The sequence below is a fragment of the Microbacterium sp. OVT16B genome (genome assembly GCF_019969705.1).
Classification (GTDB): Bacteria; Actinomycetota; Actinomycetes; order Actinomycetales; family Microbacteriaceae; genus Microbacterium; species Microbacterium natoriense.
This window is the reverse complement of the sequence record NZ_JAHXZA010000001.1, coordinates 2,902,246-2,927,806: the sequence shown is the minus strand read 5'-3', so window position 1 is coordinate 2,927,806 and position 25,561 is coordinate 2,902,246. Positions and strand designations below refer to the sequence as shown.

Sequence of the window (25,561 nt, the reverse complement as noted above, 5' to 3'; positions counted from 1 at the left end):
CGAACGGGGCCGGTTCCGTTCGACAGCTCCGACGAACGGCATGCGCGGCTTCTGCCGCAGTATCGAGGATGACGCAGGGCCGCCCTGGACCCCGCGGGCAGGCCACTGTAGTTCGCAAGGGAGCGCGGCATGCTGACGATTCGAGACCTCTCGGTGGAGATCCACCGGTCGGGTCGCACCGTGCGCCCCGTGACGGGCGTCGACCTCGTGCTGAGCCGCGGGGAGACCCTCGGCATCGTCGGCGAGACGGGCTCTGGCAAGTCGATGACGGGTCTCGCCGTGATGGGCATGCTGCCCGGCGGCGGGCGCATCACGAGCGGCTCGATCGACTTCGACGGCACCGAGCTGGTCGGTCTCGGCGCCGCCGAGTACCGGGCGATCCGCGGCAACGACATCTCGATGGTCTTCCAGGACTCGATGACCTCGCTCAACCCCACGCGCAACATCGGAGACCAGGTCGCCGAACCCCTGCTGCTGCACCGCGGGCTCTCGAAGAGGGCGGCGCGGAAGAGGGCGGAGGAGATGCTCGCACTCGTCGGCATCCCCCGTCCGTCCGAGCGTATGGGCGACTTCCCTCACCAGCTGTCCGGCGGCATGCGTCAGCGCGTGATGATCGCGATGGCGCTGATCTGCGAACCGCGCGTGCTCATCGCGGATGAGCCGACCACGGCCCTCGACGTCACGATCCAGGCGGAGATCCTCGAGCTGCTGAGCGGGCTCAAGCAGCAGCTCGGCATGGCCATGATCCTCGTGACGCACGACATGGGCGTCGTGGCGCGGCACGCCGATCGCGTCGGCGTGATGTACGGAGGGCGCCTGGTGGAGACCGGAGCCACCCCCGATCTCTTCCACCACACCCGCCACCGGTATACGCACGCGCTGCTGTCGTCGATCCCCTCGCTGGCGCAGGACAAGGACGTGGAGCTGTTCAGCATCCCCGGCTCGCCTCCGGACCCGGCGGAACCGCAGGTCGGATGCCGCTTCGCCGCCCGCTGCGCCGCGGCGACCGACCAGTGCCGCACGGACACGCCCGTCTCCGTCGCGGGCCCGGGGGAGGGGCACGTGTTCTCCTGCTGGAACCCGGTGACGACCGTGTCGGAGACGGCCGTGCAGCGTCGATTCGCCGCGCAGGAACCGCGGCCGGTGACCGCGGTGCCGCGCCTGCGCGTCGTCGACCTCCGCAAGGAGCATCCGGTATCGGCCCAGGGACTGTTCGGGCGCAAGCGCTCCGTCAAGGCCGTCGCCGGCGTGAGCTTCGAGGTGAGAGCGGGGGAGGCGTTCGGCCTGGTCGGCGAGTCCGGCTGCGGCAAGTCGTCCCTCGGGCGGATGCTCGTGGCTCTCGATCGCCCGACCTCGGGAGAGGTGCTGCTCGACGGCGCCCGCGTCTCCGGTCTCGGGTCGAGGCAGCTGGGACCGCGTCGCGCGAAGCTGCAGATGATGTTCCAGGATTCGCACGCGTCCCTCGACCCGAAGATGCGCATCGACGACATCCTGCGGGAGCCGCTGGTCATCCAGGGCGTCGGCACTCCGGCCGAGCGCACCGAGAAGGCGCTGGCGTCGCTCGCGAGCGTGGGCCTCGGCGCCTCGATCATGGAGCGCTACCCTCATGAGCTCTCCGGAGGGCAGCGGCAGCGCATCGGCCTCGCCCGCGCCCTCGCGCTCGACCCCGATGTGCTCGTCGCCGATGAGCCGGTGAGCGCCCTCGACGTGTCGATCCGCTCGCAGGTGCTGAACCTCATGCGCACGATCCAGCGGGAGCGCGGCCTCTCCAGCGTCGTCATCTCGCACGACCTCGCCGTCGTGCGCTACCTCGTCGACAGGGTGGGCGTGATGTACCTCGGCGCCCTGGTCGAGGTGGGCGAGACCGAGGAGGTCTACGCCCGCCCCGCTCACCCCTATACGGCCGGTCTCCTCGCCGCGGTCCCCGTTGCCGACCCCGACCTGGTGGAGACGCCGGTCGAGCGGGTGCGGGGCGAGCTGCCCAGTCCGCTCGATCCGCCCAGCGGATGCCGTTTCCGCACCCGCTGCCCCCTGGCGACGGAGCTGTGCGCGAGCGTGGAGCCGACGCTCGAGGCCGTCGGGGCCGACCACGGGGTCGCCTGCCACTTCCCCCTGCAGCCGAAGCTCCGGAAGACCGGTTCGCCCGCTGAGGAGGCGCACGCATGATCTGGTTCGTCGCCCGCCGGGTGCTGGTGTCCCTCGCGGTGCTGCTGGGCATCTCGCTCGTCGTGTTCCTCATGCTGCATCTGATCTCCGACAGCCCCGGACGCGCGGTCCTCGGTCAGCAGGCCACGCAGGCGGCCGTCGACGCGTTCAACCGCGAGAACGGCTACGACCGCCCCGTGCTCATCCAGTACGTGGACTACCTGCTGCAGCTGCTGCAGGGCGACCTCGGACGCTCGTACAAGCTCAACGAGGAGGTCGGCACCCTCCTGCTCCAGAACGCGCCGCGCAGCGCGATGCTCTCGCTGTGCGGTCTGGTGCTGGCCCTCGTGATCGCGATCCCGCTCGGCATCCTGCAGGCCGTCCGCCGTGGACGCTTCGTCGACAGGGCCGCGACGTCGGTGTCGTACCTGCTGTACGCGACGCCGTCGTTCCTCATCGCCCTGGTGCTCATCGGCGTCTTCAGCCAGACCATCCCGTTGTTCCCCGCCGAGGCGTCGCAGTCGACCTCGCCGTGGGTCGTGTTCACCGACACGAGGGCGATGGCGCTGCCGCTGATCACCCTCGCGATCACGAACATCGTGGTGTTCGCGCAGTACCAGCGCTCCTCTGCCCTCGAGCAGCTCGGCATGGACTACATCAAGGTCGCGCGGGCGAAGGGCGCCTCCGAGCGCATCGTGCTCACCCGGCACCTGCTGCGCAACGCGATCACCCCGATCATCACGCTCGTCGGCGTGCTGATCCCCACCCTCCTCGCGGGCAATCTCATCGTCGAGGCGGTCTTCAACTACCCGGGACTCGGGCTGCTCTTCCTGAACAGCCTCCACCGAGAGGACTATCCGGTGCTGCTGGCATACACGCTCATCGGCGGTGCGCTCACCGTCGCAGGGAACTTCGTGGCCGACCTCGTCGTCGCCCGCGCCGACCGCCGGATCGAGCTGGGAGCATGAGCACGGCACGCGCGGAGATCGCGGCCGAGGAGCTCCCCGTCCTCGCCACGCGCAACCCCCTCTCGCGCTCCGCGGTGCTGAAGGCGCTGTGGCGCAACAAGCCGGGCATGGCGGGGGTGTTCATCCTCGTCGGCCTGGTGCTGTTCTGCTACCTCGGACCGCTCGTGTACCCCACGAACCAGACCGACGTCGACCTCCTCAACGCCGCGCTCGCCCCGGGAGAGGGCTTCCCGCTCGGCACCGACAGCAACGGCTTCGACGTGCTCGGCCGGCTCATGCAGGGCGGCCAGGTGTCGCTGCAGATCGGACTGCTCGCCGCGCTGTTCGCCACCACGCTCGGCACGATCTACGGAGCGGTCGCCGGCCTCGTCGGCGGGGTCGTCGACGGCATCATGATGCGCGTCGTCGACGTGCTGCTGTCGATCCCGTTCCTGTTCTTCGTGCTCATCATCGCTGCGCGCTTCACGGCCACGCCGCTCACCCTCAGCCTCGTGATCGGCGGCTTCTCCTGGCTCGTCGCGGCGCGGCTGATCCGCGGCGAGGTGCTGTCGCTCCGCGTCAGGGAGTTCGTGTCGGCCGCGCGCCTCATGGGTGCGAGCAACCGGCGCCTGATCTTCAGCCACCTCATCCCGAACACCTTCGGGGTGATCATCGTGAACCTGACCTTCCAGGTCGCCGACTCGATCATCGTGCTCGCCGCTCTCGGCTATCTCGGCTTCGGCCTGAGCTATCCGGTGACAGACTGGGGCAGTCAGTTCTCCAGCGGGGTGACGTTCCTCGCGGCGGACTACTGGTGGCTGATCTACCCGGTCGGCGTGTGCATCGTGCTCACCGTGCTGGCGCTGAACCTGCTCGGCGACGCGCTCCGCGACGCGATCGAGCACCGATCCCTGTGAACCCCGGCGGGGCTGTGTAGGCCTCGACGGATCACGCCCCGCGATTCTGTCGGGATCCCTGAACGGCCGACATCGGGGATGCTGCACTCTCGGAGCATCGGACCTCTGCACCACCCGATCGGTCCGACCATCATCTCAACCCGAACGAGGAGCACCGCACATGTCGCAGGTTCCGCGGAGGCGAGGACGCCTCCTTCTCGCCCTGGCCACGGCCGGGGTGCTCGCACTGACCGGCTGCACCGGCACGAGCTCGCAGGTCGATACGGCGTCGTACGACAAGATCCCCGAGGCGAGCAGCTCGCACGTCGACGGGGGCGTCGTCACGATCGCGTTGACGCCGGGCCTCACCCCGAACTACATCTACCCGTTCCCGCCCGCCGAGGCCGGCGGAACGGTGATCGGCTACGACCTCATGTGGCGTGCGCTGTACCGCACCAGCCTCGAGGGTGAGCCCTTCGATGAGGCGACCAGCCTCGCCGAGGCGCCGGTCGTCAGCGACGACGGTCACACCGCCACGATCACGCTGAAGGACTACACCTGGTCCAACGGCAAGCCCGTCACCGCCGACGACGTCGTGTTCTCCTTCGACCTCCTCAAGGCGGCGATCGCCGACAGCCCCGCGAACTGGAGCTTCTACACGCCGGGGCAGTTCCCCGACGGCGTGACGGCGACGGCGGCGGATGCGCACACGCTCGCCCTGACCTTCGAGACGCCGTACAACCCGTCGTACCTGGTGTCGCTCCTGCAGCTGCTCTACGTCATGCCGTCCGCCGACTGGAGCATCGCCGAGACCGGCGGGCCCGTGCTCGACTTCCGCGACCCCGCGAACGCCACGGCGATCTACCACTACCTCACCGCGCAGTCGTCCGACCAGTCGACGTTCGCCACGAACCCGCTGTGGCAGGTCGTGAACGGCCCGTACCGGCTGTCGGCGTTCGAGCCGACGACGGGGTCGTTCTCCCTGACGCCGAACGAGGAGTACGCGGGCCCTGGGGACTCGACCATCGAGCGCGTCGACTTCAAGGCGTTCACCTCGGCTGCGGCGATCTACAACCAGTACGAGGCGGGCACGCTCACGGTCGGCCGACTGGACGCCAGTTACGCCTCGAAGATCGACGACCTGAAGAAGAAGGGCTACAACGTGTACGGCGCCCCGTCGCCGGCCCGGTTCGACGGCCTCGTCCTCAACTTCGCGAACACCGTCGACAACTTCGACAAGGTCATCGCGCAGCTCTACATCCGCCAGGCGCTGCAGCACTCGATCGACCAGGCCGGGTACATCAAGAGCCGCGGCATCCACAGCGGCACCGCCACGGAGAACTACAGCACGGGCGGTCTGAACTCGGCGTACCCGCCGGAGTTCGGCGACGAGGCGACGTACCCCTTCGACCCGAAGGCGGCGGAGAAGCTGCTCACCGATCACGGCTGGAAGGTGGATGCCGAGAAGGGCACGACCTGCGTCAAGCCGGGCACCGGCGACGACGAGTGCGGAGAGGGGATCCCCGAAGGGCAGAAGATCACCTTCACGATCGCCTCCGCCAACGAGCCCGCCTACGTGGGCGCTCGGGATCTCGCGTTCGTCTCCCAGCTCAAGAAGCTCGGCATCGAGGCGAAGATCGTGACGAAGTCGCTGAACTACATGTACGAGAACTACGGCAACAGCTACGCGCCGGACAACGCCGACGAGTGGGCGATGCAGGACTTCGGCGCCTTCGTGCAGACCGCGTACCCGACCAGCAACAACGCCTTCAACACGGGCGGCAGCTTCAACCTGGGCAGCTACAGCAACCCCGAGGCCGACGCGCTGATCGAGGCGAGCACGTTCGGTTCAGACCCGACCGCGCTCAGCGCCGAGGTCACGATGCTGTCGAAGGACCTTCCGGTGCTCTTCTTCCCGACGCCCGACAATCTGATCGTCTGGAAGGACACGCTGTCGGGTCCTCCCTCGACCTTCCGATCGCTCCTGAAGTTCGTCTACTCTCCGGAGCAGTGGTACTTCACCGAGAAGCAGTAGGGACCCGCCGATGAGCGCGCAGACCGCCGCGTACGCGCAGCCGATCCCCGAGATCGACCTCGCGCATCCGGAGCTCCCGGGCTCCGCCGCGATCGGCGCGCTCATCGGTGCGTCCAGGGTGGTCGCGCTCGGCGAGGGCGCCCACAGCATCGTCGAGTTCACGGCCTACGGCGACGCCTTCCTGCGCACCCTCGTGCGCGATCACGGCGTCACGGCGTTCGTGATGGAGTCGGGCTTCGCCGAGGGGCTGCTCGTGGACGAGTGGATCCGCGGCGGCCCCGGCGCCGTGCAGGACATCGCCAGGGAGGGCATCACCTACCGCTTCGGGGAGTCGGAGTCGCTCTGGCGGCAGCTGGAGTGGATGCGGGACTGGAACGCCGCAGGCGGCGGCATCCGCTTCTACGGAATGGACCTTCCCGGCTCCTCCACCTCGCCGGGGCCGGCCGTGCGCGCATGCCTCGCCCGGATCCCGGCGCGCGACGGCGACGAGGAGCTGCAGCGCCTCGCCGACCTCGGCGGCCGCACGGAGGCCGCCATCGCCTACGCCTCGATGTCGGACGGGCAGCGCACGGAGTTCGCGGAGTCCCTGCGCGCACTGATCGCCCGGGTCCGTGAGGACGGCGACGAGATCGCGCTGCGCTGCGCCGCGTCGATCGACGCGTATCTCGCGGAGCTCGACGGGGATGACGACGCGGGCCCCTACCCCCGCGAGACGTTCATGGCCGAGACGGTCGAGTGGATCGCCGCGCGCGAGGAGAGGATCCTCGTCTACGCGCACAACGGCCACGTCCGCCGCACCCCGCTCGACGGGAGGCCCATGATGGGCGCCCTCCTCTCGGCCGTACTCGGGGCGGACATCCGCGTCATCGGCATGACGTACGGCGCCGGCCCCGTGGTGACCTTCACTCAGCGCTCGCCGCGGCCCTTCGACTGCGACGTCTCGCTCGGTCAGCGCGGCACCGTGCCCGGATCGATCGAGGAGCGGCTGGACGCGATCGGAGCGGATGCCGTGCTCGTGGATCTCTCTCGCGCCGACGCGGCCCTCCTCGACGGCGTCGAGGGGATGCTGGCGAGCGGGAGCCTGGAGCGGGTCGACGACTTCCCCGCGAGCTTCGACGCCCTGCTGCACCTGCACCGGGTCCGCCCGACCCCCGGCGCCTTCGAGCGTCTGCGCGCGGAGTTCGATGCTCCAGGGCGGTCGGAGGCATGAGCCGGATCTATCCGCCGACGCGCACGGACGACGTCGTCGAGGAGGTCGCGGGCGTCCAGATCCCTGATCCCTACCGATGGCTCGAGGCGGACAGCGCGGAGGTGCACGACTGGCAGCGCGCGCAGGCCGAGCTCGCGATCGCGACGATCGACGCCGGTGGACGGACGGACGCCGCGCTGGCGCTGATCGAGAGGCACGAGCTCGGCTCCCGTCCGGAGCTTCCGCGGCACGGCGGAGGTCGATGGTTCCGGGTGGAGAGCGGGGCGGTCGTCGTGAGCGACGAGCCGTACGGCGCCGGCAGGGCGCTGGTCTCGCTCGCGCTGTTCGACGAGCCCGGGCGCCCCGCCGTGCTCTCGTGGTTCGCGCCGTCGCCCGATGGGGAGGTGATCGCCCTCGGCGTGTGCACCGACGGCAGCGAGCACAACACGATCCGTCTCGTCGACGTCGCCACCGGAGCGCTGCGCGCTGACGCTCCGCCCGAGGTGCTGCACAGCTCGTGGGCCGGCGGGGTCTCCTGGCTGCCCGACGGCTCGGGGTTCTTCTTCCTCGCGCTCGCCGGGACCGCCGAGGGCTTCCGTCAGGTCGTGTACCGTCGCGCGCTCGGCGAGAGAGGGGCATCCTCCGTCGAGGAGATCCCCGTTCCCGACGGCTCGCGGGAGTACACCCGCATCCAGTTCTCCGCCGACGGACGCTGGGCGGTCGCGAGCCATCGCGTGGGAACGCCGATCCCGGTCGCCGTGAGGGACCTGCACGCGGGCACGCCGTGGCGGGCCTTCATCCACGACTGCGCCGACACGATCGCCGGGCACATCGTCGGCGACGAGTACATCGCCGTCACGGATCACGGTGCGGCGCGCGGCCGGGTCGTCGCGATTCCGCTCGATGCACCGGTGCCCGAGGACCCGACGACCTGGCGCGTGCTCGTCCCCGAGGGAGACACGGTGCTGCGCTCCTTGACCCCGGTGGGAGGGCATCTGTACCTCAGCGGCTTCGCCGACACGGCCGCGCGCGTGCGCGTGCTGCGCGCCGACGGCTCCGACGCGGGCGCCGTGCCGCTCCCGGTAGACGGCGCTCTGGGGGGTGCGTTCTTCCCGCTCACCGGTCTCGACCCCGACGACGGCAGCGGCGAGTTCCTCTTCACGTTCTCGACCCTCACGGCGTCGTGGGGCGCGTACCGGCACCGCCCCGGGGCCGCCGGGATCGACCAGCTCCTCGCCCCGCTGGTCGCCGTCGACGCCGAGGTCGAGTACCTCTGTGCGACGGCCCCCGACGGCACGCCGATCCCGTACCACGTGGTGCGTCCGGCCGGCGCGGCGACAGCACCGGCCCCCGCGCTGATCTCCGCATACGGCGCCGCGGGCATCCCCACCCTGCCGAAGTACCAGCTCGACCTCGCGGCGTTCGTCGCAGCGGGGGGCACGTTGATCCAGGCGTACCTCCGTGGCGGCGGCGAGTTCGGCCGCGACTGGTTCCGCGGCGCCGACCGGGAGCGGAGAGGCGTGCGCGACGGCGATCTGCGCGCCGTCGCCGACGACCTGATCGCCAGAGGGATCAGCGCACCGCGGATGCTGGCGCTGACGGGCGGATCCGACGGCGGGCTGATGTGCGGCGTCGCCGTGACGACCGCTCCGCAGCTGTGGCGCGCCGTGCTGCCGCGGTCGCCGCTGCTCGATCTCATCGGCGGCATCCGCATCCCCTACCTCGAGTTCGTGATCCGCAAGGCGTGGGGCGACCCCGACGATCCCGTCGACGTCGAGCGGCTGCGCCGGTCGTCTCCGTACGAGCGCGTGGTCGAGGCGGAGTACCCGCTCGTCTACGTGCAGGCGGGGGCCACCGATCCGCGGTGTCCTCCGGCGCAGGCGCGCAAGTTCGTCGCGAGGATGCAGGCCGCGCAGCGCGGCGACGAGCCCGTCCTGCTGCACGTCTTCGAGAACGCAGGTCACGGCGCGGGCACGAGCCCCGAGGTGCTGCGGGCGCAGGATGCCGAGTGGCTCGCGTGCCTGATGGGCGCGCTCGGACTCAGCGCTCGGTCGTGATCGCCAGCAGGCGCAGCTGCAGCTGCACGGCGAAGCGCGCGTTCGGATCGTCGAGATCGAGCCGTCCGACCTCGGCGACGCGGCGCAGCCGGTAGCGGAACGTGTTCTGGTGCACGAACATCGCGGCGGACGCCAGCGTCACGTCGCCCATCGCATCGAGCCACGCGCGCAGCGTGTCGACGAGGCTCGCCTGGTGCGAATCGTCGTAGGCCATGAGGCGCGCGAGCGGACCGGACGGCACATCCCGGGACGAGCCGGCGAGCTCCAGGAGCAGCGATTCGGCGTGCACGTCCTCCAGACGGGCGACCTGCCGCTCGGCGACCCCGGCCCGCAGCACGCGGAGGGCGCGATCGGCGCTGGAGCGGGAGCGGGGGAGCTGCGCGGTCTCCTGTACCACGCTGCCGATGCCGATGAACGGCTGCTGCGAGGAGCGCACCCTGGTGAGGAACTCGTTCGCGAGGCGCACGGCGCTCTCCTCGGCATCCGTCGTCGTCGCGGTCACCGGCAGCACGCCGTAGGCGACCTCGCCGATGAGCCCGACCGTCGAACGGGGATGCGCGAACAGCAGATGCACGGAGAAGGCGTCGGCGACGCGCTTGCGCTCCGCGGCGAGGGCGGCGTGGGGCAGCTGATCGGTCGCCGGCGCGTGCAGCGAGAGGGCGAGCACGACCGCGGGCTCCTCGCGGAGGCCGAGCCGGCGGGCGGCTTCCGCGGCGGTCGGGCCGCCGTCGAGCACGCTGCGCAGCTGATCGGCCCGCAGGCGCCGCTCCACGTCGGCATCCGTGCGCTGCCAGACCATGTGCATCGCGACGAGCTTCGCCGAGTCGCGGAGCACGCGCACATGCTCCTCGCTGAGAGGCGTGGGAGAGGCGACCCAGATCGTCCCGAGCACCTCGTCGCCGGCGCGCACGGCCATGACGGTGCGGCGGCTGTCTGCTGTCTCGCTCGACGGCGCCACCTCCACGGGGTCGTCGCTGCGGCTGATCTCCTGGAAGACGCCGGTCTCCTCCAGCAGGCGGGTGTAGTGCGGGGGGAGCTGCCTGCCGCGGGGTGCCGCGCTCTCCTGCGCGTGCGAGAACGCCAGCAGCTGGGAGTTGCGGTCCTCGATCGTCACGGGCGCCTCGAGCAGGGCTGCGATCGCGTTGGCCATCGCGAAGAGGTCGCCCGCGAGGATGCCGCCGAACGTCACGGGGCGCGCGTCGTCTGGGCCCCCGGGGGTCATCAGGGCGCGGAACAGGCCGGCCAGGTGAGCCCAGGTGGTGCCGGGGGAGAGCGAGAAGAGCACGACACCCGCACGGTGCGCCGCGGCACGGAGCTCGTCGTCGGCGGCGAAGGGCGCGCGCACGACGAGACCGGCCGCCCCGCTGAGCCCGAGCCGCGTGAGCACCTGCACGACGTCGTCGCTCTGCTCGAGGCCGACGCCGAGCACGATCGCGTTGCGCGGGGCCTCCGGCTCGTCGCGGGGGTCGTGGATCGCCACCGCCTCGATCGTGCGGTCGGCGCTGACCTCTCCGGCGACCACCTCGAGCAGGGTGCCGCCGAGCTCCTCCATGACGTGCACGAGGCTCGCCTGGGGCCGGTGGTTCATCGCGGCTCGCATTCTTGTGAGGCTAGCACCGCGCACCGGGCGTTCATCGGACCGGGACCCACTGCCGCGACACCGTGAAGCGGGCGAGCGCGTCGGGGTCGGGGGACACGCCGATTCCCGGGCCGGTGGGCACCGCGAGGTGCCCGTCCACGAGTCGGAACGGCTCCGTGATGTCCTCGGCGAAGTAGCGCTCGGAGGCAGACGTGTCGCCGGGGAGCGTGAAGCCGGGGAGGGCGGCGAGGGCGACGTTGGCGGCCCGGCCGACGCCGGTCTCCAGCATCCCTCCGCACCACACGGGCACCCCGTGCGCAGCGCAGACGTCGTGGATGCGTCGGGCCTCCAGATAGCCGCCCACGCGCCCGGCCTTGATGTTGACGATGCGGCAGGCGCCCAGTTCGATCGCGGTCGCCGCGGCTCTGGCCGACACGATGGACTCGTCGAGGCAGATGGGCGTCGCGAGACGGCGCCCCAGCATCGCGTGGCCGAGCAGGTCGTCGGCCGGCAGCGGCTGCTCGACCAGCGAGAGGTCGAAGTCGTCGAGGGCGAGGAGGTCGTCGATGTCGCTGCGCTCGTAGCTCGCGTTCGCGTCGACCTGCAGCACGATGTCGCCGAACCGCTCGCGCACCGCGCGCACCGGCTCCACGTCCCACCCCGGCTCGATCTTCAGCTTGATGCGCAGGTAGCCGTCGGCGAGGTACCCGTCGACGGTGTCGAGGAGGTCGGGGATCGAGTCGGCGATGCCCACGGAGACCCCGGAGGCGACGGAGCGCCGCACCGCGCCGAGCGCGTAGGACAAGGGGATGCCGCGGGCCTTCAGGTCCGCGTCCAGGATCGCGGTCTCCAGCGCCGCCTTCGCGAGGCGGTTCTCCTTGAAGGCCGAGAGCGCAGGGGCGACGCTGTGCGCGTCGAGGTCGGGCGCTGCGGCGAGAGCAGGGATGAGGTGCCGTGCGAGCACATCCGCGACGCCGTGCGTGTGCTCGCCGGAGTAGAGCGGCGCCTCGCTGGCCCCGCTCTCGCCCCACCCCTCGGCCTCGTCGGTGACCGCGCGCAGCAGCAGGGTCTCGCGCACGGCCTCGGTGCCGAACGAGGTGCGGAAGGCACCCACCAGCGGCATCGCGATGTGGAGGATCTCCACGCCTTCGAGCTTCATGAGATCTCCGTTCTGTCGACCGGCTCGCGGTCGACGATGTACCAGCCGGCGCGATCGAATCCGCGCACGGTCGCTCCCTCCGCGATGAGGGCGCCGAGGGTGCGTCTGATCGCCAGGCGCCAGTCGGCCGCCCTCCGCGGGTCCTGCTCGCGCATCGCCTCCATGTCGGCGGGCACGGCGATGAGCACGGTCGCGGCGTCCGTGCGCCCGTCGACGGGGCGCTCGTCGCCGTCGGCGCTGAGGCCGATCGCGGCATCGGTCTCGTCCGCGATGCTCGACAGACGCGGGTGCCCGCCCGCCGCGGCGACGGATGCCGGAGCCGTCAGCGACCACCTCGCCATCACGCGGTCGGTGATGTCGTCGCGGTTGATCGCGTCGTCCATCGTGCCGTACAGGTCGGGGAGGTAGGCGCCGACGCCGGCGCCGAGCTTGCCGAGGTTGAAGTAGGCGTTGCGGCGGATCAGCGGGTCGAAGGTCCAGGTGATCGTCTCGGCACCGTGGTGCAGCGCCCACGCCCGCTGGTGAAGCTTGAGCGCGAAGCCGATGCCGGAGCCGCGGGTGCGGGGCAGCGCTCCGGCGATGTGGCTGTGCAGGCGCCGCTCGGCGGGCGGTGCGAAGAAGCCGAGGCATGCGGCGGCGAGACCGTGCTCGTCGAAGGCGCCGCTGACGTAGCCGCCCGCCGCGCGCATCGCGCTGAGCATGTCGGCGGTCACCGGCGGGTTGCGCTCTCCGGTGCGCCAGACCTGCTCGATCAGGGCGCGCACCGCCGCGTGCTCGTCGATGTCGTCGATGAGGCGGATGCGCAGACCCGATGCGTGCTCCGCGGCGAGGGCGTCGGCGTCCGCCCGCTCCGAGATCGTCATCGCCGGGCCGTCTCAGGAGCACGGACGGCGTGCTCGTCCTGCAGCAGGTCGGCGACCAGCGCCGTCAGCAGGCGGGTGCGGTCGGGCAGCTCGGCCACGATCACGTGCTCGTCGTCGGCGTGCGCGCCGCCGCCGACAGCGCCGAGCCCGTCGAGGGTCGGAGTGCCGACGCCCGCCGTGAAGTTGCCGTCGGATGCCCCGCCGACCGCGATCGACTCCAGGGGGCGGATGCCGAGGCGCTCGGCGAGCCCGCGGGCGCGGTCGAAGAGCGCCGCGGAGGCGTCGGCCTGCAGGGGAGGACGGTTGATGCCGCCCTCGACCGTGATGACGGCGCCGTGGATGCGGGGTGCGAGCGCGAGCATCGCCTCGTGGGTGCGCTGCTGCTCGCGCGCGGAGCGGGCGCGGACGTCGACCATGAACGACGCGTGCGCGGGGACGGTGTTCGAGGTCGTGCCGCCGCGCATGCGCGTGGGGGTGACGGTGGTGCCGAGGTCGGGCGCCGCGAGATCGGCGACGGCCTGGATCTGGTGCGAGAGCTCGATCGTCGCGTTGACGCCCTGCTCTGGCTCGAGGCCGGCGTGGGCCGCGCGCCCCGTGACGTGCACCTCGTAGCGGGAGACGCCCTTGCGCTCGGTCTTGAGCGCGCCGCCGGGGCCGGCGGCTTCGAGCACGAGGACCGCAGCGCACCGGGCGGCCTCCTCCTCGATGAGAGAGCGCGAGGTGTGCGAGCCCGGTTCCTCGTCGCCGGTGATCAGCAGGGTCACGCCGTCGAGGTCGTCGAGGGCGGCGAGCGCATGGAACGCGATCACCAGGCCCGCCTTCATGTCGAAGGAGCCGGGGCCGCGGAGCACGCCGTCCTCGACGTCGGCGGGGTGGGTGACGATCGTGGAGAGCGGCCAGACGGTGTCGTGATGGCCGAGCAGAAGAACCTTCGCGCCCTCGCCGAAGCGCCACCGCAGGTGCGTGCAGCCGTCGAGCACGATGCGCTCCGGATCGGCGCCGAGAAGCCTCGCGCCCAGGGCGGCGACGGCATCCGCGCTCCGGGAGACCGCGACGAGATCGTCGGACGGGGACTCGCACCGCACCAGGTGCTGGATGTCCGCGATCATGGCGGCGGTGCGTTCTGGCATCGCTGCTCCCTTGCTGTGGCATGCCGGTTCCCTGCGGATCCATCCTGCGACGCTGCCGGCGTGAGCTGGCTGTCGGAACGACCGAACGCGACGGCCTCCGTTGGTCGGGCTCGATGGACGAAAGGTTCTTTTCGAAGAGTTCGGAATTCCTCTTGTGCTCAGCTTGTTCACAGGAATAGGCTGGAGGGCTTCGCGCCGACCGGCCGACGCCACCGAGCCCCTGAGGAGGACACCATGACCACGATCGCCACCGCGCGGATCGCAGCTCTCGGCTCGACCCCGGCGCGCCCGCTCTTCATCTAGAGCCACCCGCCTCTCCGCATCGGACGCCCGGACTCTCAGAGTCCGTCTCACGCGCCCGCCCCGTTCAGCAACCGCTTTCCATACGAAACTCGTCTGAGAGACATGTCTTCCTCGTCTTCATCGCAGAACATCTCGCACTCGTCCTCCCTGTCCACGCCGGCGGCGCTGTGGCGTCTCAAGCCCTTCGTCAAGCCGGTCATCTGGCGACTCGCCGGCGGTGCCGCGAGCGCGCTCGCCGCCGCGATCATCGCCCTGATGATCCCCATCGTCCTCGAGCAGATCATCCGCGGTCCGGTGCAGTCCGGCGACCTCGGCGCCATCGGCTGGGGCGCGCTCGCCGTGTTCGGTCTCGCCGTCGGCGAGGCCGTGATGGTGTGGCTGCGTCGCCAGTTCGTGCTCAACCCCGCCACCGAGGTCGAGTACAAGATGCGCACCGAGCTCTACTCGCGCCTGCAGACGCTGCCGGTGGCGTTCCACGACCGTTGGCAGTCGGGACAGCTGCTCAGCCGCATGATGCAGGACATCGGCCTCATCCGCCGCTGGCTCGCGTTCGGACTCGTGCTGCTCGTCGTCAACGTCCTCACGATCATCATCGGCTCGGTGCTGCTGTTCCGCTGGCACTGGCTGCTCGGCACGATCTTCCTCGTCACGGCCGTCCCGCTCTGGATCCGCGGCTACCTGTTCGAGAAGCGCTACGGCGCGCTCACCCGCCGCAGCCAGGATCAGGCGGGAGACCTCGCCACCAGCGTCGAGGAGAGCGTGCACGGCATCCGCGTGCTCAAGGCCTTCGGTCGGGGAAAGCACGCGCTGAGCCGCTTCAGCCGTCAGGCCGAGACGCTCCGCGAGACCGAGATGAGCAAGGCCGGCGCGATCGCGTCGATCTGGTTCTGGCTCGACCTCATGCCGCAGATCGCGTTCGGCCTCAGCCTGATGTCGGGCATCTGGCTGATCTCGCAGGGCGCCATCGAGGTGCCTGAGCTCTTCGCGTTCTTTGCGATGGCCGTGGTGCTGCGCTGGCCGATCGAGTCGATCGGCTTCCTGTTCTCGTTCATGCTCGACGCCAGGACGGCGACCGACCGCGTGTTCGACATCTACTCCGAGACGAACTCGATCACCGATCCGGAGAACCCGGTGAGCATCGAGAAGCCGCGCGGCGAGCTCGCCTTCGAGGCGGCCCACTTCCGGTACCAGGATGCGGGGGCCTCGGAGCGCGACCTGCTCGACGGCATCGACCTCGTGCTGCGCCCCGGCGAGACCATGGCCCTCGTCGGGCTCACGGGCAGCGGCAAGACCACGCTCACCACTCTGCCTGCGCGGCTCTACGATGTGACCGGAGGCCGCGTGACGCTCGACGGCGTCGACGTGCGCGACCTCACGCTCGCCGAGCTGCGCCAGCACATCGCGATGGCCTTCGAGGACGCGACGCTGTTCTCGGCATCCGTCCGGGAGAACGTGCTGCTCGGTCGCGCCGACCTCGACGTGCACAGCGAGGAGGCCGAACGGGTGCTCCGGGAGGCGCTCGACGTGGCGCAGGCGGCCTTCGTCGATGCGCTGCCCGAGGGCGTCGAGACCATCATCGGCGAGGAGGGGCTGAGCCTCTCCGGTGGCCAGCGCCAGCGTCTCGCCCTCGCCCGCGCCGTCGCGGCGAAGCCGAAGGTGCTCGTCCTCGACGACCCGCTCTCGGCTCTCGACGTCGACACCGAGGCTCTCGTCGAGGAGGCGCTGCGCCACGTGCTCGCCGACACGACCGCGATGATCGTCGCGCACCGTCCGTCGACGGTCGCGCTCGCCGATCGGGTCGCCCTGCTGGAAGCCGGCCGCATCACGGCCGTCGGCACCCATGCCGAGCTGCTGAAGTCGAGCCGCCACTACCGCCACGTCATCTCCAGCCTGGAGGCCGAGGAGGCGGCGCGGACCGGGACGATCCCCGTCATCCGCGACACGGCAGACGAGATCGACGAGGTCGTGCAGGAGGGGATCCGAGAGGATGCCGCCGCCGACGAAGACCTGATCAGCGAGAAGGAGGTGCAGGCATGAGCTCCGCGATCACCGGAACCCAGGATGAGGACCGCTCCCGCTACACGCGAGAGGAGAGCCAGGCCATCCGCCGTCGTTCGCTGCGGCTGCTCGGCTCGCTCGTCGTGCCGCTGCGCCCGCAGATCGTGCTCGCCGCCGCCGTGCTGGTCGTCTCGACCGCGCTGCAGGTGGCGGGGCCGATCCTCATCAGCATCGGCCTCGACAGGGCGCTGCCCGCCGTGCTCGACCACGCCGACTGGATGCCGACCTTCATGGTCGGTCTCGCCTATCTGTTCGCCGGGCTCTTCGCCGCCGTCCTCATCGCGTGGTACGTGATGATCGCGGCGCGGATCACCCAGGCGGTGCTGCTCGACCTGCGCAAGCGGATCTTCCTGCACACGCAGCGGCTGAGCCTCGAGTTCCACGAGTCGTACACGTCCGGTCGCATCATCTCGCGCCAGACCAGCGACCTCGACTCGATCAAGGAGCTGCTCGACGGCGGGCTGAACGAGCTCGTCTCCGGCGTGCTCTTCGGCGTCTTCACCTTCATCGCCCTGTGCGTGTGGGACTGGCAGTCGGGCGTGATCCTCGCGCTCGCCGGCATCCCGCTGTTCTTCCTGATGCGCTGGTTCTACACCCGCTCGCAGCTCGTGTACCGCGAGTCCCGTGTGATCAGCGCCAAGGTGATCGTGCAGTTCGTCGAGACGATGACCGGCATCCGCGCCGTCAAGGCGTTCCGCAAGGAGCCGCGCAACGACGCCGCCTTCCAGAAGGTGGCCGGTGACTACCGCGACGTGAACCGTCGCTCGATGCTGCTGTTCGGCACGTTCGAGCCCGGTCTGATGGGCGTGGCCGCTCTCACGCTCGGACTCGTCGTGCTGTGGGGCGGCATCCGCGTCTCCGACGGCGCGCTGAGCGTGGGTGTGCTGCTCTCGGCCGTGCTGTACGTGCGCAACTTCTTCGCGCCCATGCAGGAGATCGCGATGTTCCTGAACTCCTACCAGTCCGCCACAGCGGCGCTGGAGAAGGTGTCGGGCGTTCTCGAAGAGGTGCCGAGCGTGCCCGATCCCGAGAAGCCGGTCGACCTGTGGGAGTCCCGCGGTCACATCGAGTTCGACGAGGTCACCTTCGGCTACAACGGCGAGAAGACGATCCTGCCGAACTTCTCGCTCGACATCCCCGCCGGGCAGACGATCGCGCTCGTCGGGACCACCGGTGCGGGCAAGTCCACGCTGGCGAAGCTCATCTCGCGCTTCTACGACCCTTCGAAGGGGCGCGTGACGCTCGACGGTGTCGACCTGCGCAAGCTTCACCCCAAGGACCTGCGCCGCGCCATCGTGATGGTGACGCAGGAGGCCTACCTGTTCAGCGGGACGGTCGCCGACAACATCGCGCTCGGCAAGCCCGATGCGACGCTCGACGAGATCCGCGCGGCCGCGCGGGCGGTGGGGGCCGACGAGTTCATCTCGTCCCTCCCCGACGGCTACGGCACCGACGTGAACAAGCGCGGCGGTCGGGTCTCGGCGGGGCAGCGTCAGCTGATCTCGTTCGCCAGGGCGTTCCTCGCGGACCCCGCGGTGCTGATCCTCGACGAAGCGACGGCGTCGCTGGACATCCCGTCGGAGCGCCTCATCCAGGATGCTCTGCAGACGCTGCTCAAGGACCGCACCGCGATCATCATCGCCCACCGTCTGTCGACCGTGGCGATCGCCGACCGCGTGCTCGTGATGGAGCACGGCCGCATCATCGAGGACGACACCCCCGCGACGCTGATCGGCGGCACGGGCAAGTTCGCCCAGCTGCATGCGGCCTGGCAGGAGACGCTCGTCTGATCGTCGTCGGCGCCCGGCGCGGCATCCGACCCTCGGACGGGCCGCCCGCGTGTCGGTGACGGATGCGTCCCGTGTTTCGGACGGGCCGCCCCCGTATTTCGGACGGATGCGCCGCGTATTTCGGACGGATGCTCTTTTTTCGGATGATCCACTTCGGATCGTCCGAAAAACGAGCATCCGTCCGAAATACGTTCGCCGAGGGGGCGGGGCTGGAGAGGCGTCAGGCGGAGTGGCGACCGGGGCCGAGGGGCTGGGGAGGAAGTCCGGGGAGAGGCGATCGGGGGCTGGAGAGGCGTCAGGAGGGGCCCAGGTGGAGCCCGCGCGCGATGGCCTCGGCGATCAGCGCCTCGACCTCCCACCAGCGATTGATCACCTGCTCGTAGGAGAAGCGGAGCACGGTGTACCCGCGCATCCGCAGTGCGGCGTCGTGGGCGATGTCGCGCGTGCGATCGGCTGAAGAGGAGTGGAAGCTCCATCCGTCGACCTGCACGATCAGGTGTGTGCCGATGACGAAGTCGACGGTGTGGCCGGCGAGCCGCACCTGCATGCGCAGCCGCACGCCCCAGGCGCTGAGGCGCACGTGGAAGATGGTCTCGAGCGAGGAGTCCGTTCCGGGGCGCAGGTGGGCGGCGCAGCGCCTAGCCACGGCATCCCGCCATCGGACCTGGCGCAGCGAGTCGATCGAGACGCGCTCGACTCGGGCTGCGCTCTCCCAGATCGCAACCGCCTGATCGAGCGGGAAGCACCGGGCAGCATGGGCGAGCGCGTCCTCCGTGCGTGCGAGCACCCGGCGCGGGCGGGAAGGACCGAGCGACGCGGACCAGTGCGCGACGACCGGGATGCCGGGCGTTGCGGCGTTCGGACGAAGGTGCACGTGCACCTGCTCCGCCGCTCCGGGCGGCACCCACCAGCCTCGGCGCCGCGCGAGCGACATGCACGTGAGCTGCCCTCCCGCCTCGGCGGCGTGCACGAGGTCGGACGGGGCATCGTGCAGAGCGATCCATCGTGCCCGGATGCGACGCACGGCGTCCGCTCGGATGGCGGCGCGGATGCGTGACACGGTGAAGCCGGCATCCAGGGCGTCCGCGCGGTGGGCGATGCCATCGCGCTGCCGCAGCCAGGTGATCAGATCCATGGGGATCACTCTGGCGACGTCCGACGCTGCGGCGGGGCGCCGATGGGTGATTGTGGAGAGATCCGGCGTTGCGCCGAAGTGTGAACGAGAGGTCGCGCCGCCGTGTTTTCGGACGGATGCCCGTTTCGAGGATGATTCTCTCGGGATAGGCCGAGAAACCGGCATCCGTCCGAAAATCGTGGTGGGGCCGGGCGCACGTCGAGGCCGCACAGGACCTGCGCGCGAGTCGCTGGGTACGATCGAGTCATGGACCCCTTCCTGTTCGTGGCGGAGTGGTGGTGGATCGCGCCGTCAGCCCTCGGCGCGGGGGCCGTCGCCGCGGTCGGGACGATCGGGATGCGTCGCCGCACGCGGAGATCCGGACGCCGTCTCGCCGTGGATGCCGCCCGTCATGACCTGACGACGGCCCAGCGGACCGTGACCGATCGACGGACGGCTCTGAAGCTCGCTCGTGCCGATCACGCCCGCATCGCCGCCGAGCGGAGCGCCCAGCGCGCGAGCGCCGACCAGCTCGCGGGCGCTCGGCGGATCCTGCGGGAGCGGGAGCGCGACCTCAAGGCGGCCCACGCCGATGCCAAGGCGAGCAGGGTGCGGCTCAGCGCTGCGAAGGCGGCGGTTCCTGCGGCATCCGCTCCTCGTCCGCTGGAGATCCTGCGCGCGGAGCACGACGCGATCGTCGCCCGCTGGATGCGCTACGAGACCGACCCCGCCCTGCAGATCACCTACCCCGCGATGACCGACGTCAAGCAGCCGTCGACAGCGGCCTACCTGCGCGCGGCCGGCCGGGCGAACGAGCTGCGTCGTGCGGTCGAGCATCGCGCGACGCCGGCCGACTTCTCGGCCTACCGCCAGGCGGTCTCTGATCTCGAGCGCGCCTTCGAGGCTGCAGAGCACAGAGCTCACGTCCTCGCGGGGGAGTCGCCGACCGCCGCAGCCTGGCAGGACGCAGCGCAGGACGTGCTCGCGCGTTCCGCCGATGCGATCGATCGCGCGGCGGGGGCGGCGGCATCCGTCATCGCCGCGTGGACGACGCGCGGTCGACGCGACGACCGCTGAGCCGGTCCGGCCTGCCGTCCGAGCACCGCGCGCAGGATGACGCACGGACGATGCGTCACCGCCGGTCTAGGGCGACGGAGTCTCGATGGGGGAGGGGATTCGAGACCCCGCCGCCGGTCTAGGAGGTGATCCGGATCTCGCCGACGACCTCGGCGTAGGCGGTCTCACCGACCGGAGTGAAGCCGACACGAAGGAAGAACGCCTCGGGTCCGCCGTCGCCGGCCTCGTAGATCACGTTGACGTGGTCGAATCCGCGCGCGCGTGCCTCTTCGATGAGCTTCTCGACCGCGAAGCGGCCGACGCCCTTGCCCTGGCCCTCTGCGTCGACGTTGATGCGCCACAGCACGGAGCGGAAGTGCTCCTCGGGGGCCTCGGGGTCGAAGTTGGCACTGACGAAGCCGACGACGGTATCGCCGTCGAGAACCACGCGCTGCCAGGAGGTCTGCGGGTTCATCACCGTCGCCGCGATCCCGTACGAGACGGGGGCGAGGAACTGCTCCTGTCCGGGCTTGAGCGACAGGTTGTTCACGGCGACGATCGTCGCGGCGGAGAGTTCGACCATGCGCAGTTCGGACATGATCCCAGGCTAACCCCTCGCGGGCGCACGCACACGCAGCCGGGACACATTTCCCAACGGCGGATGGATGCCGGACCCGGCGGACAGCGGGCGCAGGGTCGCTCAGGTATCTTGGTATCGAGACAAATCACCCCGTGAACGGAGAACCTCCCGGTGACCGACGACGCCATCATCTACACGCACACAGACGAGGCTCCGGCACTCGCCACGGCTTCCCTCCTCCCGATCATCAAGGCCTTCACCGGCCAGGCGGGAATCGAGGTCGAGACCCGTGACATCTCGCTCTCCGGTCGCATCCTCGCCGCCTTCCCCCAGAAGCTCGCTCCCGAGCAGCAGGTGGGAGACGCTCTCGCAGAGCTCGGCGGCCTCGCGACCCTGCCCGAGGCGAACATCATCAAGCTGCCGAACATCTCGGCATCCATCCCGCAGCTCAAGGGCACCATCGCCGAACTGCAGGCCGCGGGCTACGACATCCCCGACTTCCCCGACGAGCCGAGCTCGCTGGAGGAGAAGGACGTGCGCGCCCGCTACGACCGCATCAAGGGCTCTGCGGTCAACCCCGTGCTGCGCGAGGGCAACAGCGACCGCCGCGCCCCGCTCGCGGTGAAGAACTACGCCAAGAAGCACCCGCACCGCAACAAGCCGTTCGCCGAGGGCTCGAAGACCCGCGTCGCCACGCTCGGCCACGACGACTTCAAGCACAACGAGCGCTCCTGGGTCGCCGCCCACGACGACGTGCTCAGCTTCCGCCACACGGCCGCTGACGGCACCGTCACGGTGCTGAAGGAGGGGCTGAAGGTCCTGCCGCGCGAGATCATCGACGCGACGTTCCTCTCGGCATCCGCACTCGACGCCTTCCTCGCGGAGACGCTCGAGACGGCGAAGGCCGACGACGTGCTGTACTCGGTGCACCTCAAGGCCACCATGATGAAGGTCAGCGACCCGATCATCTTCGGCCACGTCGTGAAGGCGTTCTTCGCCGACGTGTTCGACCAGTACGGCGAGCAGCTGGCGGCCGCGGGCCTGAACGCGAACGACGGACTCGGTTCGATCCTCGCCGGGCTCGCGAACGTCACGGGCGGCGCCGAGATCGCCGCGGCGTTCGACAAGGCCATCGCCGCGGGTCCGCGTCTGTCGTACGTGAACTCCGACAAGGGCATCACGAACCTGCACGTCCCCAGCGACGTGATCGTCGACGCCTCGATGCCCGCGCTCGTCCGCAACGGCGGCAAGCTGTGGGGCAAGTCCGGTGAAGAGGCCGACACTCTGGCCGTCATCCCCGACTCCTCCTACGCCGGGGTCTACCAGGCCGTGATCGACGACGTGATCGCGAACGGCCCGCTCGACCCCGCCACGATCGGCACCGTCCCGAACGTGGGGCTCATGGCGCAGGCGGCCGAGGAGTACGGCAGCCACGACAAGACCTTCGAGATCGCCGCCGCCGGCACCGTGCAGGTGCTCGACAGCGAGGGCACCGTGCTCATCGAGCACGAGGTCGGCAAGGGCGACATCTGGCGCGCGACCCAGACCAAGCACATCCCCGTCATGGACTGGGTGAAGCTCGCCGTCGGTCGTGCCCGCGCCACGGGTGCTCCCGCCGTGTTCTGGCTCGACGCCAACCGCTCGCACGATGCGCAGATCATCGCCAAGGTGCACCAGGGTCTGGCGACCCTCGACACCAAGGGCCTCACGATCACGATCCTCGCCCCCGAGGAGGCCACGCGCTACACGCTCGCGCGCATGCGTCACGGCCTCGACACCATCTCGGTGACCGGCAACGTGCTGCGCGACTACCTCACCGACCTGTTCCCGATCCTCGAGGTCGGCACGTCGGCGAAGATGCTCTCCATCGTCCCGCTGCTCGCGGGCGGCGGTCTGTTCGAGACCGGTGCGGGCGGCTCCGCGCCGAAGCACGTGCAGCAGCTCGTCGAGGAGAACTACCTGCGCTGGGACTCGCTCGGCGAGTTCTTCGCGCTCGCGGCGTCGCTCGAGCACTTCGCCGACCGCACGGGCAACGAGAAGGCGCGCGTGCTCGCGGAGACGCTGGATGCCGCGACCGGCACGTTCCTCGAGGAGGACCGCTCGCCCGGCCGCGCGCTGGGCACGATCGACAACCGCGGCAGTCACTTCTACCTCGGCCTGTACTGGGCACAGGAGCTGGCGGCGCAGACCAAGGACGCCGAACTCGCCGCGGCCTTCGCCCCGATCGCTGCGGACCTCGCCGCGAACGAGGAGAAGATCGTCTCCGAGCTGAACGCGGTGCAGGGTCAGAAGGTCGAGATCGGCGGCTATTACCGCCCGGACGACGCGCTCGTGACCGCCGTCATGCGCCCGTCGGCCACGCTGAACGGGATCGTCGACGCCCTGGCGTGATCTGAACGACGAGAGGGACCGGATGCCGAGAGCATCCGGTCCCTTTCTTTGTCGATGCGGGCCCAAAGGACGCAGCGCCGTTTTTCGGATGATCCGGGGGATAACCTCCGAGAAACGGCAGATCATCCGAATCTCGGATGCATGGGGGTCGGTCGCCGTCGATGTGCCCGAGCGGTCGACGTCGCCTCAGGTCGCGCGAGCACATACGAGAGAGCGCCCGCCGGTGAACCGACGGGCGCTCTCTCAGCTGCTCAGTAGTGGACCGAGACCTCGACGCCGTCCGGCGCCCAGTCGTACACCCACTTCGCGGCGGAGATGGGCATGTTCACGCAGCCGTGGCTCATGACCCGTCCGAAGTTGTTGTGCCAGTACGTGCCGTGGAACGCCTGGTCTCCGTTGAAGTAGGTGACCCAGGGGACGTCCTTGGTGATGTAGTCGGCGCCCTTCATGTCCTGGATGCGCACGTGCGCCCGGATCGTGAAGTTGCCGGTCTGCGTCTCGTGCCCTGCGGCCCCCGAGGAGATCTTCCAGGAGTTGACCAGCTGGCCGTTCTCGTAGAAGCTCGCCGTCTGGGTCCTGAGGTTCACGTCGGCGGTGCGCACCAGGTTCACGGACTGGAACGGCGTCTCGGTGACCGTGAGCGGGTAGATGCCGTCGCCGCTCTCGAGCTGAGTCGCGAAGTCCGACGCGATGTCGGAGGTGTCGCCGATCGTGCGTCCGTTGACTCCTGCGGTCTCAGCGCGCAGCACCTTGCCGGCCGAGTTGGTGACGTTCGCCGCGTTCACCGGCGCCCGGTCGACGAGACCGGGCAGGGTGTCGACGGTCGCCTGGATCAGCGCGGGGTCGGCCTCGATGCTGAGCTTCCCGTCGGTGTCGACGACCTTGAGCCAGCTCGCTGCGGTGGCGGCGTCGACGGGAACGGTGCGCTCATCGCCGACGTAGAAGCCGATGGTGCCGAGCAGCGTGTTCAGCGAGGTCGCGATCGTCGTGGCGTTCTCGTCGGTGACCGCCGCCATTGCGGGCGTCGGGTCGCCGGAGAACTCCAGGTTCTTGCCGCCATCGGACACGGTCTCGGAGATCGCGGCGGCGAGGTCGTCGACGTCGATCGCCGTGCCCGCCTCGGCCGGGGTGACCGCATAGGCGCCGGTGGCGGGGTCGAAGGCGACGGCAGCATCGACCGGGTCGACGAAGCTCGACGGAACGGCGTCGCGCAGTGCGGCCTCGGACTTCGCCTGGTCGAGGGTGATCGTGCCGGGAAGGGCGGCGCCCCACGCGGTGACGTTCCACATGGGGTTCGACGAGAAGGCCTTGTCGGCGAGCTCGCGGGCGTCGATCGACGCCCCGAGGTCGGCGCCGGTCAGCACGGCGTCGTCGCCGGCCCCGGTGAGCGTGATCTTCGTCTCGGCGACGTGGGCGCTGATCGCGTCGGCGGCGGCTCCCGGCGTCATCCACCCGACGGACACGCCGGCGACGGTGGTGCCGGGGGCGATGAGGATCATGGACGCCGCGCCGGCTCCGAGAGCGAGGACGCCGACGCCGAGGCCGATCCAGAGTCCGAGGCGCTTCTTCTTCGGGGCAGGTTCGATCGGAGCCCAGGCGAGAGGCTGCTCGCCATCGGTGGGCGGCAGGGCCTGCGTGGGCGCGTCGTCGGCGGGCGAGACGGACGCGGGACCCTCGCTGGGCGCGGTGGCATCCACCAGCTTCCCTGTCGCAGCGTCCGGCGCTGAAATCAGATCGGTCACGAACTTCACCCCCCGGCTCTCACGTGGCTCTTTTGTCCACTAATTGTACGGGATCGCAGGTAACGAGGAGGCAACGGAAAACCCCAGGTCTCCTGCGATCCCACAGAGGTCAGCCGACGACCGCGAGTCCGTCGATCTCGACCAGCATCTCCTCGCGCGGAAGACCGGTGAAGACGGTCGTGCGGGACGGCAGCACTCCGCTGGTCGTGTGCGCCGTGACGAAGGCGCCGTAGGCCTCGTTCATGATCGGGAAGTCCTCGCGCGTGGTGAGGTAGACGCGCAGCATCACGACGTCGTCGAAGGTCGCTCCCGACGCCTCGACGATGGCCTTGACGTTCTCGAGGGTGCGCGTGGTCTGCGCGGCGACGTCCCCGGGGAAGAGGTACTCGTTGGTCACCGGATCGACCGGACCCTGCCCGGAGACCTGGACGATCGGGCCCTTGCGGACACCCTGGGAGAACGTGTGAGCGGGAGCGGGGGCGGCGTCGGTGGAAACGCGGGTCTTCACAGTCATGGCTCAAGACTAG

General features: G+C 70.2%; 18 protein-coding genes. 10 read left to right on the top strand and 8 right to left on the bottom strand.

What is annotated here, in order from left to right; all coding sequences use genetic code 11:
- Nucleotides 1-129 precede the first annotated feature (129 nt).
- The 6 genes from LC438_RS13855 (at nucleotide 130) to LC438_RS13830 (ending at nucleotide 9,269) form a co-directional block, all read left to right on the top strand.
- Nucleotides 130-2,166 carry an ABC transporter ATP-binding protein gene (locus LC438_RS13855; protein ID WP_223586915.1) on the top strand — a complete coding sequence of 679 codons (2,037 nt, stop codon included), beginning with the start codon at nucleotides 130-132 and terminating at the stop codon, nucleotides 2,164-2,166.
- Entirely contained in the window at nucleotides 2,163-3,113 is a 951-nt protein-coding gene (locus LC438_RS13850) for an ABC transporter permease (RefSeq protein WP_223586914.1), read from the top strand. Before LC438_RS13855 ends, LC438_RS13850 begins: the two co-directional genes overlap by 4 nt.
- Nucleotides 3,110-4,009, top strand: a complete 900-nt coding sequence (locus LC438_RS13845) for an ABC transporter permease (protein ID WP_223586913.1) — start codon at nucleotides 3,110-3,112, stop codon at nucleotides 4,007-4,009. The genes LC438_RS13850 and LC438_RS13845 overlap by 4 nt, the downstream gene beginning before the upstream one ends.
- A 160-nt stretch (nucleotides 4,010-4,169) precedes the next feature.
- Complete coding sequence (locus tag LC438_RS13840; RefSeq protein ID WP_223586912.1) at nucleotides 4,170-6,023, top strand: ABC transporter substrate-binding protein; 1,854 nt, start codon at nucleotides 4,170-4,172, stop codon at nucleotides 6,021-6,023.
- 10 nt (nucleotides 6,024-6,033) lie between these two features.
- Nucleotides 6,034-7,233 (top strand): erythromycin esterase family protein, encoded by a 1,200-nt coding sequence (locus LC438_RS13835; RefSeq protein ID WP_223586911.1) that lies wholly within the window; start codon nucleotides 6,034-6,036, stop codon nucleotides 7,231-7,233.
- Complete coding sequence (locus LC438_RS13830; RefSeq protein ID WP_223586910.1) at nucleotides 7,230-9,269, top strand: prolyl oligopeptidase family serine peptidase; 2,040 nt, start codon at nucleotides 7,230-7,232, stop codon at nucleotides 9,267-9,269. Before LC438_RS13835 ends, LC438_RS13830 begins: the two co-directional genes overlap by 4 nt.
- Here LC438_RS13830 and LC438_RS13825 read toward each other — a convergent pair.
- The 4 genes from LC438_RS13825 to LC438_RS13810 are packed head-to-tail and all read right to left on the bottom strand — an operon-like array spanning nucleotide 9,253 to nucleotide 14,000.
- Complete coding sequence (locus tag LC438_RS13825) at nucleotides 9,253-10,857, bottom strand: CdaR family transcriptional regulator (protein WP_105672792.1); 1,605 nt, start codon at nucleotides 10,855-10,857, stop codon at nucleotides 9,253-9,255. The genes LC438_RS13830 and LC438_RS13825 overlap by 17 nt on opposite strands.
- A gap of 43 nt (nucleotides 10,858-10,900) precedes the next feature.
- Complete coding sequence (menC, locus tag LC438_RS13820; RefSeq protein WP_223586909.1) at nucleotides 10,901-12,007, bottom strand: o-succinylbenzoate synthase; 1,107 nt, start codon at nucleotides 12,005-12,007, stop codon at nucleotides 10,901-10,903.
- Complete coding sequence (locus LC438_RS13815; protein ID WP_223586908.1) at nucleotides 12,004-12,870, bottom strand: GNAT family N-acetyltransferase; 867 nt, start codon at nucleotides 12,868-12,870, stop codon at nucleotides 12,004-12,006. The genes menC and LC438_RS13815 overlap by 4 nt, the downstream gene beginning before the upstream one ends.
- A complete protein-coding gene (locus LC438_RS13810) occupies nucleotides 12,867-14,000 on the bottom strand; it encodes a M20 family metallopeptidase (RefSeq protein WP_223586907.1) in 1,134 nt (377 codons plus the stop codon). Before LC438_RS13810 ends, LC438_RS13815 begins: the two co-directional genes overlap by 4 nt.
- Nucleotides 14,001-14,405: 405 nt before the next feature.
- Between LC438_RS13810 and LC438_RS13805 the strand changes: the two genes are divergently transcribed.
- Together LC438_RS13805 and LC438_RS13800 are read left to right on the top strand one after the other, a co-directional pair.
- Complete coding sequence (locus tag LC438_RS13805) at nucleotides 14,406-16,340, top strand: ABC transporter ATP-binding protein (protein WP_223586906.1); 1,935 nt, start codon at nucleotides 14,406-14,408, stop codon at nucleotides 16,338-16,340.
- The gene (locus tag LC438_RS13800; RefSeq protein WP_223586905.1) at nucleotides 16,337-18,151 is read left to right on the top strand and encodes an ABC transporter ATP-binding protein; all 1,815 of its coding nucleotides are present in this window, start codon (nucleotides 16,337-16,339) and stop codon (nucleotides 18,149-18,151) included. The genes LC438_RS13805 and LC438_RS13800 overlap by 4 nt, the downstream gene beginning before the upstream one ends.
- A 295-nt stretch (nucleotides 18,152-18,446) precedes the next feature.
- On the opposite strand, the gene LC438_RS13795 is transcribed toward LC438_RS13800, so the two are convergent.
- The gene (locus LC438_RS13795; protein ID WP_223586904.1) at nucleotides 18,447-19,286 is read right to left on the bottom strand and encodes an endonuclease domain-containing protein; all 840 of its coding nucleotides are present in this window, start codon (nucleotides 19,284-19,286) and stop codon (nucleotides 18,447-18,449) included.
- Nucleotides 19,287-19,532: 246 nt separating this feature from the next.
- On the opposite strand from LC438_RS13795, the gene LC438_RS13790 reads away from it, so the two are divergent.
- Nucleotides 19,533-20,342, top strand: coding sequence for a hypothetical protein (locus tag LC438_RS13790; RefSeq protein ID WP_223586903.1), 810 nt, complete (start codon nucleotides 19,533-19,535; stop codon nucleotides 20,340-20,342).
- Nucleotides 20,343-20,460: 118 nt separating this feature from the next.
- On the opposite strand, the gene LC438_RS13785 is transcribed toward LC438_RS13790, so the two are convergent.
- Nucleotides 20,461-20,919 carry a GNAT family N-acetyltransferase gene (locus LC438_RS13785; RefSeq protein ID WP_105677135.1) on the bottom strand — a complete coding sequence of 153 codons (459 nt, stop codon included), beginning with the start codon at nucleotides 20,917-20,919 and terminating at the stop codon, nucleotides 20,461-20,463.
- Nucleotides 20,920-21,072: 153 nt separating this feature from the next.
- Between LC438_RS13785 and LC438_RS13780 the strand changes: the two genes are divergently transcribed.
- Nucleotides 21,073-23,292, top strand: a complete 2,220-nt coding sequence (locus LC438_RS13780) for an NADP-dependent isocitrate dehydrogenase (RefSeq protein ID WP_223586902.1) — start codon at nucleotides 21,073-21,075, stop codon at nucleotides 23,290-23,292.
- A gap of 251 nt (nucleotides 23,293-23,543) precedes the next feature.
- Here the strand turns inward: LC438_RS13780 and LC438_RS13775 are convergent, their stop codons facing one another.
- Both LC438_RS13775 and LC438_RS13770 read right to left on the bottom strand, forming a co-directional pair.
- Nucleotides 23,544-25,034 carry a L,D-transpeptidase family protein gene (locus LC438_RS13775; RefSeq protein WP_223586901.1) on the bottom strand — a complete coding sequence of 497 codons (1,491 nt, stop codon included), beginning with the start codon at nucleotides 25,032-25,034 and terminating at the stop codon, nucleotides 23,544-23,546.
- Nucleotides 25,035-25,143: 109 nt separating this feature from the next.
- Nucleotides 25,144-25,548, bottom strand: a complete 405-nt coding sequence (locus LC438_RS13770) for a RidA family protein (protein ID WP_105677131.1) — start codon at nucleotides 25,546-25,548, stop codon at nucleotides 25,144-25,146.
- Nucleotides 25,549-25,561 lie beyond the last annotated feature (13 nt).

What these genes read in the sequence shown, in the direction of transcription:
- LC438_RS13855 (WP_223586915.1), top strand. Translation starts at nt 130, where the DNA reads ATGCTGACGATTCGAGACCTCTCGGTGGAGATCCACCGGTCGGGTCGC.
- LC438_RS13850 (WP_223586914.1), top strand. Translation starts at nt 2,163, where the DNA reads ATGATCTGGTTCGTCGCCCGCCGGGTGCTGGTGTCCCTCGCGGTGCTG.
- LC438_RS13845 (WP_223586913.1), top strand. Translation starts at nt 3,110, where the DNA reads ATGAGCACGGCACGCGCGGAGATCGCGGCCGAGGAGCTCCCCGTCCTC.
- LC438_RS13840 (WP_223586912.1), top strand. Translation starts at nt 4,170, where the DNA reads ATGTCGCAGGTTCCGCGGAGGCGAGGACGCCTCCTTCTCGCCCTGGCC.
- LC438_RS13835 (WP_223586911.1), top strand. Translation starts at nt 6,034, where the DNA reads ATGAGCGCGCAGACCGCCGCGTACGCGCAGCCGATCCCCGAGATCGAC.
- LC438_RS13830 (WP_223586910.1), top strand. Translation starts at nt 7,230, where the DNA reads ATGAGCCGGATCTATCCGCCGACGCGCACGGACGACGTCGTCGAGGAG.
- LC438_RS13825 (WP_105672792.1), bottom strand. Translation starts at nt 10,857, where the DNA reads ATGAACCACCGGCCCCAGGCGAGCCTCGTGCACGTCATGGAGGAGCTC.
- menC (WP_223586909.1), bottom strand. Translation starts at nt 12,007, where the DNA reads ATGAAGCTCGAAGGCGTGGAGATCCTCCACATCGCGATGCCGCTGGTG.
- LC438_RS13815 (WP_223586908.1), bottom strand. Translation starts at nt 12,870, where the DNA reads ATGACGATCTCGGAGCGGGCGGACGCCGACGCCCTCGCCGCGGAGCAC.
- LC438_RS13810 (WP_223586907.1), bottom strand. Translation starts at nt 14,000, where the DNA reads ATGCCAGAACGCACCGCCGCCATGATCGCGGACATCCAGCACCTGGTG.
- LC438_RS13805 (WP_223586906.1), top strand. Translation starts at nt 14,406, where the DNA reads ATGTCTTCCTCGTCTTCATCGCAGAACATCTCGCACTCGTCCTCCCTG.
- LC438_RS13800 (WP_223586905.1), top strand. Translation starts at nt 16,337, where the DNA reads ATGAGCTCCGCGATCACCGGAACCCAGGATGAGGACCGCTCCCGCTAC.
- LC438_RS13795 (WP_223586904.1), bottom strand. Translation starts at nt 19,286, where the DNA reads ATGGATCTGATCACCTGGCTGCGGCAGCGCGATGGCATCGCCCACCGC.
- LC438_RS13790 (WP_223586903.1), top strand. Translation starts at nt 19,533, where the DNA reads ATGGACCCCTTCCTGTTCGTGGCGGAGTGGTGGTGGATCGCGCCGTCA.
- LC438_RS13785 (WP_105677135.1), bottom strand. Translation starts at nt 20,919, where the DNA reads ATGTCCGAACTGCGCATGGTCGAACTCTCCGCCGCGACGATCGTCGCC.
- LC438_RS13770 (WP_105677131.1), bottom strand. Translation starts at nt 25,548, where the DNA reads ATGACTGTGAAGACCCGCGTTTCCACCGACGCCGCCCCCGCTCCCGCT.